We start from the raw sequence: 13,534 nt of genomic DNA, 5'->3' as shown, positions 1-13,534 counted from the left end.
GCCGCCTGATGGTGGGCGCGGTCGGCGTTCGCGCCCGGATCGCGGCTACTTGGACATCCCTGAGCTGGGTGTGAATCGGCGGCTGGATGTCCCTGTCCAGTTAGACGCGGGGCAAACCCATGCGACTGCTGCGTCCAAACAGGACAAGATGGCTGCGTGATCACCGCGAAGGGAGCTCGCGAGCTCGCCACCCGGTTGGCTGCGGCAGCGACCAAAGGTGGACCCGCGGACTGGCTTGCTGGTTCGCAGACGCTTGAGCGTCTCGATGGTCGCTCTTGGCTGCTCCTTGACCAGGCGGCCCGGAGGTTCACCTACGCGGACGGGACGCCGGTGAGCGGAGTCCGGGGATGGCTGGGGACGGCCGTGGGTGAGCCCAGTGGCTTCGTCGCCGCTGTGTCGAGCATGCACGTCGATGGCCGCTTCCGGGAGCGCGCAACGCATGTCCTGGCAGCAGCGAGCTCTCCGGTGGCCACGTCGGCCCTGAGCGTGCGCCTGCTGGACCACGTGCCACAGGTGCGCATGCAGGCATGGGAGGGCCTCCGGCCGCGCCTGGCTCCGGACACAGCCGAGCTGGTCGTCGACGTGCTCCTGGCTGGCCGCAACCGGCAGCACGCCGCCCAGGCCCTTGCCGACGTACAAGATGCCCTCCTTCAGGCCACGCCTGCCAGCGAATTGGTGTCGAGGCTGGCAGCCAGCGACCGGCGACACGTGCGCCGCTGGGCGTTTACGTTCGGCCACACCCGAGAACTGCTCACTTCGGAGGACTTGGTCGCTGCTGCTCGAAACGACCCCGACCAATGGCTACGCGCGACGTGCGCCGACTGGCTGATGGCTACCCCAGACGCTCACCAGTTGGCCGCTCTTCTAGACGCCAACTCCGTCGAGGCGCGACTCGTGGCGCTGACGCGCGTGCCTGACGCCGACCTCAGCGACGCCGCTCTCGGCCGGCTGCTGACCGATCGGGCGCCTCGAGTGCGCGAACAGGCACGGTGGCGTGCCCACCGACGAGGACTCAATGTCGCCTCCCACTACCGCCAAGAGCTCACCGACGCTGGAGTCGCAGCTCGGGTACGCGCGGCGTGCCTGGACGGTCTCGCCGTCGTCGGCGACCAGACGGACCTGCCGACCTGCGTAGCGCACCTCGACCACGCCAGCGTCCGCGTCCGGGCAGCGGCTGTGAACGCCGTTCTCGGTCGCGGACGGCCGGACGAGGCCGTTCAGCTGCTCACGCCGGTCCTTCTCGACCCGGGCGCCCGCGTCAGTGCGGCCGCCGCCCGCGGGCTTGCCAGGCTGGGTGTTCCGGCATCTACAGCCGCGGTGGCCTGGGCATCGACCCAGCCCGCGAGCAGGCGTGCCGCATGGCGACTCTCGCGCGAAGCCGGTGGCTGGCATCGCGTGGAAGCTGACCTGCGTGCCGCGGCCGACCCAGACCGGCACCTGGCGTCCCTCGGACGTGCTGGCCTCAGAAACTGGCTCGAGGTGAGCGCAGCAACTACCTGGGGCCGGCTTCCTGACGAGCAGCGGGCTCGCATCGCGGACCGGCTGCCCTCCAGCGGCCTCGACGACGACCGACAGCGGATGGTCGCATTCCATGCGGGCATCAAGCTGCCATCCGCGGAGCGGACCTGCTCCAGTGGTGGTACGGCCGAGCCGGTGGCTACGAAGCAACGTCGATGGCTTCGGCTCGTGTGGCACCGCTGGCACCGCTGAAAATGCCACCGCCCAACGGGTCGAGGGCTCGAGACGATGAGCTGCTCGATCGGTTCGGGTCCCTGTTCGGTAGCGCGGCGTGCCCGGTCAAGACGCACGCACATCGGCAGATCCGTACGTTGAGACCGTCAGCATGCCGTCGTCGCTACCGGTCAGGGTCGCACGTTGGTGTGCGTAGATCCGTCTCGGATCAGTTGTCGGATCACCGGGCCGGGAGGGAAGAAGCAACGGACCCAGCGCGTACTCCCGGCCGGCGCACGGCTGCGCTCAGCTTGGCTCGTGGGATCAATCGTGGTGCGAAACTGGGTCAACTCGCGTCATCTGGAGACGCTCGCGACCTGCTGGAATGAGTCTGCTAGAGCCTGAAGAGGGCAGTGTTTACGGCACATGGCCCCTTTGAACCGCGGGTCAGGGCTTCGACCCACTCGAGACACGAATTGCACGTTCGGCGAAACGAGCCCGAGCAGGCCCTGCCTGGAGTTCGCACCGCGAACTCCAGGCAAGGAAACGTCGGTCAGGCTCGCGTCGAGGTTTCCGGGCCCGCTTGTCGCGGTTAGGCGCCGCCGTTGACGTGAAGGGCGGTGCCGGCGATCCACTGGGCCCGGTTGGACAGCAGGAACGCGATCGCCTCGGCGACGTCACGAGCGTCGCCGCCGCGGCCAAGCGGGATTGAGGCGTACGCCTCCTCCGCCGTTGCGCCCATGGCTGCCACCATCGTCTCCAGCACGTCGCTGCCCCCTGGTGTCTGGACCATACCGAGGACGACGGTGTTGACCCGGATGCCGGAAGGGCTCAACTGGGTGGCAAGGCCCTTCGACCAACTCTCCAACGCCGCCTTGGCTGCGCCGTTGCAGGATGGGCGCGGCTGGATTGGCGCTGACGCCCGAGGATACGTTGACGATCGCCGCCCGGTCGCTGTGCTGCAGTGCCGGAAGCGCTGCCGAAGTGACGCGCACCGCCGACAGGAAGTTGATCGCAAGAGAGTCCTCCCACTCCTCGTCAGGGATGCCCGTGAGGTGCACGCGGGCCGCGCCCGCGTTGTTCACCAGGAGCTCAAGGCCACCGAGGGCTTCGAGCGTTCCGTCGACGAGGCGGCGCGCCCCGTCTGCGGTACGGATGTCGGCACTGATGAAGGTGCTGTCCTTCGGGGTGTCCTCGGTGCGGTTGCGGGCACTGGTGACGACCGTTGCCCCGCCGTCGATGAGTTGCTGGGCCACGGCCGCACCGATTCCTCGCGACCCGCCGGTGACCAGGGCGCGCCGCCCTTCGAACTCACCTGGGATCGGGGTGGTCGGGATAAGGCCTGTGTAACGGACATGTAGATGTTCCTCCGAACATGACTGGTCGTGGTGGAAGAGCAGCAGGTACGCCAGGCCCGGAACCGAGCAGAACCAGGCAGCGGGGCGCAGACGCCCTTCAGTGTTGTTGAATCTAAAATCATCATACTCAGAGTCTGATGAAATCAAACCCTGCGGAACCAGAGGGGTGCCAGCGGCTAGGCTCGATGCGCGTCGAGCGCGTACAGCAATCGCGCGACCACGGGTCGGACCAGGAGCGAAGACATGAGTGCGAGTCCGCCAACCAAACGGACCTACCGCTCGGGCATCCGAGCCCGGCGCGCCGAAGCAACCCGGCGCGCCATCCTCACTGCGGCATCAGACCTGTTCGCCGCCCACGGATATGCAGGCACCTCGATCGACTCCATCGCCGAGGCCGCAGGCGTCAGCCGGTCGACCGTCTTCACCGCGGCCGGCGGCAAGCCATGGCTCCTCAAAACCGCCTACGACCAAGCCCTGATCGGCGACGACCTCACCGTCCCACTCGCCGAGCGGCCCGAGTCACAGCATCTGCAATCCCTGGATGACGGCACCGAGATCATCACGGAATACGCCGACCTCCTCGCCCGCATCATGGCCCGAGTGTCGACCCTGTACGACGTCATCCGCATCGCCGCCGACACCGACCCAGACGTAGCCCGACTATGGGCCGACATCGGACGCCAACGGCGCGAGGGGGCACAACAGATCGTTGCCTTCCTCACCACCACCGACGCCCTCACCCCCCGGCTCACCCCGGATCGAGCCGCCGACGTCATCACCATCTACAACGACCCAGGCCTTCACCGGCACCTCGTCGGTGACCGCAACTGGTCACCCGAGGATTTCCGCCACTGGCTAGCCCGGGCGCTCGGCAACGAACTGCTCACTTGACGAAAATCCCGGGCCGATTCGCCGACCCCCATGGCGCATGAGCAGGTGGCGTGGCTCTCATAGGCCCTGGCCGGGCACTCGCTTGGTGATGTGCAGGATCACGGCGAGAGCGCCACATACGTGGTGAGAATCGCATCGTCGCCGGGCGAGCACCGCTTCTGCCTGATCTGCTGCGTTCGGCGCGGCCGGCACCGTCTCTCGCAGGTACACCCGGTCCTTCGAGATCGGATCCAAGCCGGCGCAAACGCTGACCGTAGCGAGCCGGACGGCAACGTCTCAATCTGGCCGCGCTGACGCTTCGGCGTCGGCTTCGCCTTCCCCTTAGCCACGTCGCGCAGCTTACGACCGTCTCGCACCATGACCCGCACCACGGGCGGCGAAAAGAGGAAACCCCCAGCTTCAGAGAGTGGCCTCTGACCTGGGGGTTCGGGTGGAGCCGCCTGTCGGAATCGAACCGACGACCTTCTCATTACGAGTGAGACGCTCTGCCGACTGAGCTAAGGCGGCGGGTGGCGCGGACGCCGAGGCAAGAGTGTAGCGGGCGGGTGGGGGTGATTCCGAATCGGATACGGATCGGGGGGCGGTTGAGGGGTCTGAGCCGGGGTGGTGGGCGGTCAGCGGGTGGTGGCGGTCGGTAGCGGTGGGGTTGGGGTACGGCGGCCGGTCGGTGAACGGCGGCGCGACCTGTCGGGGAACAGCGGCGGAACCTGTCGGGGATTGGGAACGTCGGAAGGGGCAGGAAATAGCGTGGGAACAATTGAAACGGCAAATGCGTTGACGTGGTTGTGAGGGATGCGCCAGAATAAACCCCGCAAGGACTACAGACCTAGGAGTGATCGTGTACCGAGAGTGGAACCCGAGGAACGCCTGGCAGTTGGATGCCACGGCTTTGTCGGCGTGCCTGCGATCAGTGCACATCGATGCCTTCTATCACCAGCTCAGCGGGACCGAACTGAGCCCGAGTCCGGGCGGCCCACCTGTGTGATCTCCAGCGGGAGATCATCCCAGGAGCCGTCTGAGCCGGGTCACCGGCACCAGGCGGCTCTTTTCTTTTGCCACATTTCACCACGTCGGTGCGCAATGGTTGCGGGCCAGATTCCAAACCCGCGTCACGAGGGTTCGACTCCTTCCACCGATGCTTTTTCCGGTATTCACGGATACCGACTCGAACAATTGACAACTGGACATTCATCGCATTTTCTCCCGGGTCACCGACGGCCCAGGAGACCTTCCCTGCGGCGCCGCCCGTGCGCCGGGGAAGAGGCCCGGGACCGCCGGCTCGCACGAGCCGGCGAACTCGGGCATCCGTCCCTGGGGCTCGCAACGCCCCGGGGACGTCACCAGCTGTGGGCCAGTGGCCAGGCCACCTCATTTGGGATGAGGACGACGGGGGTTCGAGTCCCTCCAGCTGGACCAGGCGCCCGCAGGATGCTCTGCTACCGGCCGAGCGGGCGCCACGAACGTGCCCTGCGACGGAAATCCGCACCACATCCGGCGCAGGGCGCTCAGCGCCCGTGGCTCAACCGGAGAGAGCACCTGCCTACGAAGCAGGAGCGTGCAGGTTCAAGTCCTGCCGGGCGTGCTGTGTCCGAGGCTGAAGCGGGCGAGGCGCCGGGATGTGGACCCGGAGGAAGCGGGTTCGAGCCCCGCCGGACACCCTCAGGTACGACGTCAGCCGGGCCCAGTTGGCCCCGTCCGGTCGCCGTACGTGAGAGAACGCAGTACCTGCGGCTCTGGCCCAAATGGGAGAGGCGCCTGGCTTAGGACCAGGAGGTTCAGGGTTCGAGTCCCTGGAGCCGCACCACACGACCGACACCGAGATCACCCGACCTGACTGCGAGCTGTCGGGCACACTGGATGGGAGGAGGAACCACATGAGCGGTGTGATCGTGCTCAACGCCTCGTACGAGCAACTGCATGTCGTGTCGGTCCAGCACGCCATCCGGATGCTCGTCCGGGAGGTCGCCGTCGTCGAGGAAGCGCATGACGGCGCGAGCATCGGACCATTCCCCCTCCCCCGGGTACTGCGTCTCGTCCGGTACGTCGTGACGAAGTGGCGGTACGCGTCCGGCCGGCTGCAGTACACGCGGGCCGGCGTACTGAAGCGGGACAAGTACACCTGCGCATACTGCGGTGGGCCTGGTGCCACGACGATGGACCACGTGGTTCCGCGGTCGCGCGGTGGACGAGGCGAGTGGCTGAACGCTGTCGCCGCACACTCGTCCTGCAACGAGAAGAAGGGCTCACGCACGCCCGAAGAGGCCGGCATGCCGCTGCTGTGGCAGCCGTGGATCCCTTCCCGTGCCGAGTTGGCGCTCTGACGCGAACCCCCACCCGGGTCTCGCGTCGGAGCGTGATGCCAGGTGGGCGACGGTGACCCACCCTCGGTTCTGACCCGAGGTCCCGCAGGTTCGAGCCCTGCCCTGGCAGCTCTCAGGTGGAATAAGCCGAGCGTTGGCCTACCGGCAGCCGTCTCGAAAACGGTCGATCCTTCACCGGATGTGTGGGTTCGAGTCCCACTTCCACCGCATGCACACGAACGAGGAGGGTGAGGAGATGAACGTGGAGTTTCCGGTGGAGCTGAGCGGGGCCAAGAGCTCCACGCTCATGTGGGCGCAGGAGTACGAGGTGGGTGCGCAGGCGCTGCGGCAGCTGCGGAACATCGCGGCCCTGCCGTGGGTGTACGGCGTCCGGGTGATGCCGGATGTGCACCTCGGCAAGGGTGCAACCGTCGGGTCGGTGATCGCGATGTACCAGGCGGTGTCGCCGGCCGCGGTCGGCGTCGACATCGGGTGCGGGATGGAAGGTGTCCTGACCTCGCTGACGGCCGCGGACCTGCCGGATGACCTGTCCTCGATCCGTTCACGGATCGAGGCCGCCGTGCCGGTTGGGTTCCGGGCGCACGGGGACCCGGTGAGCATCCGGCGGCTCGGGCTGGACCCGCGGGGGTGGGAGCGGCTGTGGGGGTCGTTCACCAGCCTGCACGACGGGGTGCAGGACCGGGAGTCGAAGGCGAAGAAGCAGATGGGTTCGCTGGGTGGCGGCAACCACTTCATCGAGGTCTGCCTCGACGACGAGGACCGCGTGTGGCTCATGCTGCACTCGGGCAGCCGAAACATCGGCAAGGAACTCGCCGAGCGGCACATGCGGATCGCGCGGGACCTGCCGCACAACGCGGACCTGCCGGACCGTGATCTCGCGGTATTCCTGTCGGGTACGCCGGAAATGGAGGCGTACCGGCGGGACCTGACGTGGGCGCAGCAGTACGCGTCGGGCAACCGTGCGGTGATGCTGGCGCTGGTGATGCAGGCGGTGCGGGAGTCGTTCGAGCAGGAGGTGCGGTTCGAGCAGCCGATCTCGTGCCACCACAACTACGTGGCCGAGGAGAGCATCGACGGGCTCGACCTGCTCGTCACCCGCAAGGGTGCGATCCGGGCCGGGCGCGGAGACCTCGGGCTGATCCCGGGGTCGATGGGCACGGGGTCGTACGTCGTCCGCGGTCTTGGGTCGGAGCGGTCGTTCTACTCGGCCTCGCACGGGGCAGGCCGGCGGATGAGCCGCAACGAGGCGAAGCGCCGGTACACGGTCGACGACCTGGTCGCGCAGACCACGGGGGTCGAGTCCCGCAAGGACGCCGGGGTGATCGACGAGATCCCCGCGGCGTACAAGGACATCGAGTCGGTCATCGCGGCCCAGTCGGACCTGGTCGAGGTCGTAGCCCATCTCAAGCAGGTCATCTGCGTCAAGGGCTGAAGCGGTGGGCGGGTCCGCGGTCGTGGGCCTGCCTGCTGTGCGCCTCTTCCTTTGCACTAAGCGTACAAGTGCGAGGGCTGAGGACGTGGGAGTTATCCACAGGATGCGCCGCCCGCCGTCGTCAGGGGAGACGGCGGGCGGCGGAGTCGGAGGTCGGCACGGAGGTCCCGCGGCGGGCGCGGAGGTCGGGGGTGAGGTCGGTGGGGCGCGGCGGAGTTGGGGTAGTGAAGGTGCCTGGTGCGTTGGTTCGGCGTGGTTGGGGGACGTAACGACAGGAGGTACTTGGCGTCGGATGAATCTGTCCGGCGTCGTCAGGCGCAGGACGGGTAGGCGCCGGAGAGTACCTCCTGTCGTCAAGGCACGATTCGAGGTGAGGTCCGCCTGTGGGCAGGGGCAGCGGTTTGCTAAACCGTCGATCGGCTTCGGTTGGTCCGTGAGTTCGAATCTCACTCTCACCGCTGGGGCGGCCGGGATGGACCGGCCGCCCCTGCCAGGCCCCGTTGGTCTAGTGGTCAGGACGTCCGGTTCTCATCCGGAAGATCACCGGTTCGAATCCGGTACGGGGTACGTGGTTCTCCGCAGGTGTGGCCGCACCTGGTTGCGTGGTTCTTCGGAAGCGGAAGCGCGTAGCCAGTGCCTACGGTTGGTACCGAGGTGAGCCATGGACGACAGGGCGCGGTTGCTGCGAGGGCTTGCAGTCGATGAGCAGCGGGTCGAGATTGCCGGTGTTCCGACGACGATGCTCGTCGGTGGCGATGGCCCGCCGCTGGTCTTGCTGCACGGGGGAATCGAGTGTGGAGGGATCTACTGGGCACCGGTGATCTCCCGGTTGGCGGAGGAGCACCGGCTCGTCATTCCCGATGCACCAGGGCTTGGCGAGTCTGATCCGGTTGATCGCCTGGATACCGCGACCTTCGACGCATGGTTCACCGATCTGCTCCGGTTGACGTGTGACCGGGCGCCGACCTTGGTCGCGCATTCATTGCTAGGGACGCTGGCGGCGCGCTACGCGGGGAGACGTGGAAAGCTGCTTCAGCGGTTGGTTCTCTACGGTGCGCCGGGAGTCGGGGCGTACCGGATGCCACTTGGACTTCGGGTGATGGCGGTCAGGTTCGCGGTTCGGCCTTCCGAGCGGAACATGGAGAGGTTCGAACGCTGGGCGTTCGCCAACCTGGACCGTGTACGCGAGCGGGACCCGGATTGGCTCAACGCCTTCACCGCCTACACGCGGAGCCGCGCACGTGTGCCACACGTCAAACGGACGATGCGCCAGCTGGTGGCAACAGGTACCGAACAGGTCCACGAAATCGTCGACGTGCCGACGACATTGGTCTGGGGAGCGCAGGACCGATTCGTACCGCTGGCACTTGCCGAGGAAGCGAGGGCTCGGCTCGGCTGGCCGTTGCAGGTGATCGATGCGGCCGGACACGTCCCGCACATCGAGCAACCGGGTGCCTTCACGCGCGCCATCGAGGAAGCACTACGAACGCCGGTCTGACCGCCGCGCTGCGGAATGTGCCGATCCCCGAAGCCGGCCTGGCCGGGATCGCGGCTGGGATCGCGCTCGAGCAGGTCCGCCCGTGGCGGTTGATGCGCCGGCGCTCGGCTGGATGGGCAGCAGTTGGAGCCGGGAGCCTGATCGTTGCGGCCGCCGTGAAACCTGCCGCACGGACGGAGCTTGCAGAGCCGGACGAGCTGGTGACGAGCGGGGCGTACGGCGTGAGCCGCAATCCGATGTACGTCGGCTGCACCCTGCTGCACCTGGGAATCGGCCTTCTCACCCGGTCCGGATGGGTGCTGGCGACGTTGCCGTTGGCCGCTGCGGCGATGCACCGGGACGTAGTTGGTGAGGAACACAGGTTGAGCGAGAAGTTCCCCCATGAATTTCGGCAGTACTGCGAAGCAGTCCGTCGATACCTGTAGGAGCGCCGCCGTGGGAGAGGCGGGGTGGGCTGTAACCCCGTCGCCTTCGGGCTGAGCAGGTTCGAATCCTGTCTCCTGCACGCACAAGGATGCCTTGGGCAACAAACAAGATGAGAAGAGAGGAGGACCGGCCATGGCCGACCTCAGGAACAGGAAGCGAGTGCCCGGCGGTAGGACCGGTGCTCCAGTGAAGCAGGGTCATGCGCTGCGCCGGGTACACCTTGCCTGTGGGCATGTACAGCGTGATCGGATCGCCCACCGTGGCGATCACGTCTGGTGTGAAGCCGACTGCTCCGACTGGGTCCGCGTCGTCTCGGTCGAGGAGTAGAACGCTGCGGGTACGCCGCCCCACCGGCGGCGTACCGGAATCCCCCTGGTGACGGAATTCTCGCCTGGCTCTCCGAAGGCCGGGTTCCTGGTTCGACTCCGGGCAGGGGGACTCAGAGGAAGAGTTTGTCGGGGTTCAGAAGGTTGTCGGGGTCGAAGACCGCCTTGATCTCGCGTTGCAGACGCAAGCCCACCGGGCCCAGTTCCTGGGCGAGCCAGTGGCGTTTGAGTTTGCCGATGCCGTGTTCGCCGGTGATGGTGCCGCCTAGCGACAGGCCCAGTTCCATCACGGCGCCGAAGGCTTGCAGCGCTCGGGCTTCGGCGTCGGGGTCGTCGCGGTCGAAGACGACGGTGGGGTGCATGTTGCCGTCGCCGACGTGGCCGGGGCAGCAGATCAGTACGTCGAATTTCGTGCCGATCTCGGCGATGCCGCGGAGCAACGCGACCAGCTTCGAGCGGGGTACGGCGACGTCGTCGATGAGAGTGACACCGAGGGGTTCGAGAGCCGCATTGACCAGGCGCCGGGCCTCGAGAAGCATCCGGGACTCCTCGGCGTCCGACGCCTCGGCGACGTCGATGGCGCCATGCTCGGTGCAGATCGCCGCGATGCGCGCCACGTCCTCCGCAGCGCGCTGACCGCGGTCCGACTGCGCGATCAGCATCGATCCGACGTCGGCGGGGAGTCCCATGTCGCGATAGTCCTGGATGGCCCGCAAGGTCGGACGATCCAGGAATTCGAGCAGGGAGGGGCGGAGGCCGGAGGACATGACCGCGGCCGCGGCAGCGATCCCCTCCTCGATGGACAGGAAGGTAGCCGCCGCGGTCAACGAGGCTTCGGGGGCGGGCCGCAGCGCGAGCGTCGCCTCGGTGACGACGCCCAGCGTGCCTTCGGATCCGACGATCAACCGCGTCAGGTCGTACCCGGCGACGCCCTTCGCCGACCGGCGGCCGGTGCGGACAACCTCGCCCGACGCCAGCACCACCTCCAGTCCACGCACGAAGTCCGACGTCACGCCGTACTTCACACAACACAGCCCACCGGCGTTGGTCGCGATGTTGCCACCCACCGTGGACATTTCCCACGACGACGGATCCGGCGGGTAGAAGAGGTCCTTCTCGAGCACGGCCCGGGACAGGTCGGCGTTCACCACACCCGGTTGCACCACGGCGACCTGGTCCTCGACCGAGACCTCCAGGATCTGATTCATCCGCGCGGTCGACAGCAACAGGCAGCCGTCCGACGCGTTCGCCGCACCCGACAACCCGGTCCGGGCTCCCTGCGTCACCACAGGGACACGGAATGACCCAGCAGCCTTCAGAACCTCCGAGACGTCAGCGGTCGACGACGGCCGCACTAGCAGCCGCGGTACGCCGGCCGTACAGAAGGTCGCGTGGTCATTGCGATGACTGTCCAGTACGTCGGGATCGTCGACAACCGCGTTGTCGCCCAGGGCCGAACGCAACCGGGCGACCAGTGGATCAGCAGGCGTCATGCCTCATCCTGTTCGGCCAGCAACCGCAGGATCAACTCCGCCCGCCGTACCCGTTCCCGCCCGAGCGCCTCTGCCGTCCCGGTGAGATGCGCACCCACCGGATAGATGTTCGGTGCGTTCCGCAGACCCATCTTCAGATAGACCGGCGCCGCGACCCGGACGATCTCCGGTACGTCGTAGAACCGCACATGCCCACCCTGATCGTCAGGGACCTCGATGTACATGTCGATCGGCACCGACGTCACCGACCGGATCTCCGCCAGCACCGGCACCGGCAGGTCGGTCGACACGTTCAGGCTCGTCGCCCCCAACCGCTCGTACAACCGAGCCGTCGGGGCATTGGGCAACGGCATCAGCACCGACGTCTTCAGCACCAAGTCCGACGGCAACGACCCGTCGACCTTCAGCTCACCGAGGAGCTCCAGTACGCCGATGTCCCCGACCAGCAGGCTCCGCACCCCGAGCTCGACGGCCCGGAACGCGTCACAGAGCGACGCCGCAACCATCTCGTTGCCCCGCGCAACACCGCCGACAGCAGCGGAAACCTTGGCCTGACCACCGATGTCCCACGCACCACGCGGGCCGAGGAACAGACAGACCTCGACTCCGGCCGACGTACCGAGCGAGAGCATCTCCTCGATCTCGCCGTCGGTCAGCATCATCACGCCGCTGCCCTGCGACACCCGGTCGATCCGTACGCCACGGGTCTTGGCTTCCTCCAGCACCGCGGTCATCACCCGCGGCCCTTCACACGAAGGGATCTCCACCTTGTACGGCGCCCCGTCCGGGAACGTGCGCGCGGACGCGCCGCCCGGGCGGAAACCACGATCGGCCAGCAGTGCGTGTGCCTCGCGAAGGTTCATGCGTCTCTCCAGGGTCCGAGCCGGCCGGCCGCTGTCAGGTCCCGCGCCGGCCCGGTGATCTCCAGGTCGAAGCGGTCACTCACCTCGGTCAGCAGTGCCGGCGTCACCATCAACTCGTTCGGGGACAAGGTGTCCTTGATCCGGGCCAGCCGGAGCTCGGACCAGTCGCGCCGGCCGCACATCGTCGCGGCGGCGAGCACGGTGGCCTCGTCGTCTTCCATCACCATCGGCAACCGGGAGCGGCGGGCTCCCCCGGCGCCGGACGTCAGGGCGTTGACATAGCTGACCCTGAAGTCCACCTGCTCCAGCAGACGCGCCGGGATGACGTCGGCCAGGCCGAGGCCGGAGGCGTTCCCGTGCGACGCCGGGGTGAGCGAGTGCACGCTGATCGTCGCGATCGACGGCGACTCGAACTCGGGGATCCCGTGCACCCAGCACCGGCCGATCACGTTCGTGTCCATGCCGGCCCCGGACTTGTCCTTGCCCAGTTCATCGATCACCAGCACGTCCAGTTCGTCGAACGGCAACCGGCCGAGCAACGCGCCCGCCCGTTGCAGCAACGCCTGCTCAGCCACACCAGCGATACCGTCCGGCTCGAGCAGCTCGACCGCGGCGGTCTTCTCCCGTGCGTTCTCCAGGATCGCCAACCCACCAAGGACCTTGCCCTGCGCAACGACCATACGGGCGGCCGCCTCGACGTTCCCGCCCAGTGACGGGATGCCGCCGGCGTGCAGCGAGGCCGCACCGACGTGGTTGCCCAGGCCGATCGCGAGGATCTTCGCGATCCCGCTCTCGATCGGACCGCGGAAGTCGGTGTGCGGCTTGACCCGGTTCACCAGGAGTACGCCGTCCGCCTTGGCGGCAATCGCATCGTGGTGGATCTCGGTGCCGTCGGACAGCGTGCCGACGACCACCGTCTCCATGGTCGCCTCGATCGGGCAACCGACGGATTCCGGCGTGATGCCGAGCCCGGCGAGCATCTCCTTCTGACCGTCCGCGGTCGCACCGCCGTGCGATCCCATCGCGGGGATGACGAACGGCGCGGCGCCCGCCGACTTCAGCCAGTCGACAGCCGCCTTGACCACGGGGACGAGGTCGTGGATGCCACGGCTGCCCGCGGTCACGGCGATCCGCGCGTCAGGGGCGATGCGGGATCGCAGGGGTTCGAGCGCCGCCTGCGCTTCGGCGTACGGGTCTGCTGAGGTCGGGACATCCGAGAGCAACCGGCGGATCGGCGTGACCTGCGGGATCACAC

The 13,534-nt window shown here is 67.5% G+C and carries 10 protein-coding genes, 10 tRNA genes and 1 pseudogene; 15 read left to right on the top strand and 6 right to left on the bottom strand.

Going from position 1 to position 13,534, the window contains the following annotated elements:
* Nucleotides 1–156 precede the first annotated feature (156 nt).
* A complete protein-coding gene (locus OG817_RS40465) occupies nt 157–1,710 on the top strand; it encodes a hypothetical protein (RefSeq protein WP_406050256.1) in 1,554 nt (517 codons plus the stop codon).
* Between the two features lie 553 nt (nt 1,711–2,263).
* On the opposite strand, the gene OG817_RS40460 is transcribed toward OG817_RS40465, so the two are convergent.
* Nucleotides 2,264–2,539 carry an SDR family oxidoreductase gene (locus OG817_RS40460; RefSeq protein WP_406050255.1) on the bottom strand — a complete coding sequence of 92 codons (276 nt, stop codon included), beginning with the start codon at nt 2,537–2,539 and terminating at the stop codon, nt 2,264–2,266.
* Between the two features lie 94 nt (nt 2,540–2,633).
* Nucleotides 2,634–2,927: pseudogene (locus OG817_RS40455) on the bottom strand (SDR family NAD(P)-dependent oxidoreductase); the annotation flags it as partial.
* Between the two features lie 345 nt (nt 2,928–3,272).
* On the opposite strand from OG817_RS40455, the gene OG817_RS40450 reads away from it, so the two are divergent.
* A complete protein-coding gene (locus OG817_RS40450) occupies nt 3,273–3,920 on the top strand; it encodes a TetR/AcrR family transcriptional regulator (protein ID WP_406050254.1) in 648 nt (215 codons plus the stop codon).
* 431 nt (nt 3,921–4,351) lie between these two features.
* Here the strand turns inward: OG817_RS40450 and OG817_RS40445 are convergent.
* Nucleotides 4,352–4,427, bottom strand: a tRNA-Thr gene (locus OG817_RS40445).
* An 833-nt stretch (nt 4,428–5,260) separates the two neighbouring features.
* Between OG817_RS40445 and OG817_RS40440 the strand changes: the two genes are divergently transcribed.
* The 13 genes from OG817_RS40440 (at nt 5,261) to OG817_RS40380 (ending at nt 9,676) form a co-directional block, all read left to right on the top strand.
* Nucleotides 5,261–5,336, top strand: a tRNA-Pro gene (locus OG817_RS40440).
* A 92-nt stretch (nt 5,337–5,428) separates the two neighbouring features.
* Nucleotides 5,429–5,502, top strand: a tRNA-Arg gene (locus OG817_RS40435).
* Between the two features lie 2 nt (nt 5,503–5,504).
* Nucleotides 5,505–5,578, top strand: a tRNA-His gene (locus OG817_RS40430).
* Nucleotides 5,579–5,647: 69 nt separating this feature from the next.
* Nucleotides 5,648–5,724, top strand: a tRNA-Leu gene (locus tag OG817_RS40425).
* 70 nt (nt 5,725–5,794) lie between these two features.
* On the top strand, nt 5,795–6,241 hold the full coding sequence (locus OG817_RS40420) for an HNH endonuclease (protein ID WP_406050252.1): 447 nt from the start codon (nt 5,795–5,797) through the stop codon (nt 6,239–6,241).
* A 36-nt stretch (nt 6,242–6,277) separates the two neighbouring features.
* Nucleotides 6,278–6,350: transfer RNA gene (locus OG817_RS40415), tRNA-Gln, on the top strand.
* Between the two features lie 6 nt (nt 6,351–6,356).
* Nucleotides 6,357–6,448, top strand: a tRNA-Ser gene (locus OG817_RS40410).
* Nucleotides 6,449–6,476: 28 nt separating this feature from the next.
* A complete protein-coding gene (locus OG817_RS40405) occupies nt 6,477–7,673 on the top strand; it encodes an RtcB family protein (RefSeq protein ID WP_406050251.1) in 1,197 nt (398 codons plus the stop codon).
* Between the two features lie 369 nt (nt 7,674–8,042).
* Nucleotides 8,043–8,131 (top strand) — tRNA-Ser (locus tag OG817_RS40400).
* Nucleotides 8,132–8,167: 36 nt separating this feature from the next.
* Nucleotides 8,168–8,240: transfer RNA gene (locus OG817_RS40395), tRNA-Glu, on the top strand.
* Between the two features lie 94 nt (nt 8,241–8,334).
* On the top strand, nt 8,335–9,171 hold the full coding sequence (locus tag OG817_RS40390; RefSeq protein ID WP_406050250.1) for an alpha/beta fold hydrolase: 837 nt from the start codon (nt 8,335–8,337) through the stop codon (nt 9,169–9,171).
* A 17-nt stretch (nt 9,172–9,188) separates the two neighbouring features.
* On the top strand, nt 9,189–9,596 hold the full coding sequence (locus OG817_RS40385; RefSeq protein ID WP_406050248.1) for a methyltransferase family protein: 408 nt from the start codon (nt 9,189–9,191) through the stop codon (nt 9,594–9,596).
* Nucleotides 9,593–9,676, top strand: a tRNA-Tyr gene (locus tag OG817_RS40380). The genes OG817_RS40385 and OG817_RS40380 overlap by 4 nt, the downstream gene beginning before the upstream one ends.
* A gap of 360 nt (nt 9,677–10,036) precedes the next feature.
* On the opposite strand, the gene OG817_RS40375 is transcribed toward OG817_RS40380, so the two are convergent.
* From OG817_RS40375 to OG817_RS40365, 3 genes are read right to left on the bottom strand one after another with little or no spacing between them, the layout of a single operon-like run.
* Entirely contained in the window at nt 10,037–11,416 is a 1,380-nt protein-coding gene (locus tag OG817_RS40375; protein WP_406050247.1) for an FAD-binding oxidoreductase, read from the bottom strand.
* Nucleotides 11,413–12,279 carry a U32 family peptidase gene (locus OG817_RS40370; RefSeq protein ID WP_360445620.1) on the bottom strand — a complete coding sequence of 289 codons (867 nt, stop codon included), beginning with the start codon at nt 12,277–12,279 and terminating at the stop codon, nt 11,413–11,415. The genes OG817_RS40375 and OG817_RS40370 overlap by 4 nt, the downstream gene beginning before the upstream one ends.
* On the bottom strand, nt 12,276–13,532 hold the full coding sequence (locus tag OG817_RS40365) for a DUF2088 domain-containing protein (protein ID WP_406050245.1): 1,257 nt from the start codon (nt 13,530–13,532) through the stop codon (nt 12,276–12,278). The genes OG817_RS40370 and OG817_RS40365 overlap by 4 nt, the downstream gene beginning before the upstream one ends.
* Between the last annotated feature and the right edge of the window lie 2 nt (nt 13,533–13,534).

Origin of the sequence: Kribbella sp. NBC_00889 (assembly GCF_045207705.1) — a bacterium.
Classification (GTDB): Bacteria; Actinomycetota; Actinomycetes; order Propionibacteriales; family Kribbellaceae; genus Kribbella.
The sequence above is the reverse complement of the archived record's forward strand: the minus strand, read 5'-3'. Positions and strand labels throughout refer to the sequence as shown.

Excerpts from the sequence above, each read along its gene's own strand:
- OG817_RS40370 (WP_360445620.1), bottom strand. The coding sequence starts at position 12,279 with ATGAACCTTCGCGAGGCACACGCACTGCTGGCCGATCGTGGTTTCCGC.
- OG817_RS40390 (WP_406050250.1), top strand. The coding sequence starts at position 8,335 with ATGGACGACAGGGCGCGGTTGCTGCGAGGGCTTGCAGTCGATGAGCAG.
- OG817_RS40450 (WP_406050254.1), top strand. The coding sequence starts at position 3,273 with ATGAGTGCGAGTCCGCCAACCAAACGGACCTACCGCTCGGGCATCCGA.
- OG817_RS40405 (WP_406050251.1), top strand. The coding sequence starts at position 6,477 with ATGAACGTGGAGTTTCCGGTGGAGCTGAGCGGGGCCAAGAGCTCCACG.
- OG817_RS40375 (WP_406050247.1), bottom strand. The coding sequence starts at position 11,416 with ATGACGCCTGCTGATCCACTGGTCGCCCGGTTGCGTTCGGCCCTGGGC.
- OG817_RS40420 (WP_406050252.1), top strand. The coding sequence starts at position 5,795 with ATGAGCGGTGTGATCGTGCTCAACGCCTCGTACGAGCAACTGCATGTC.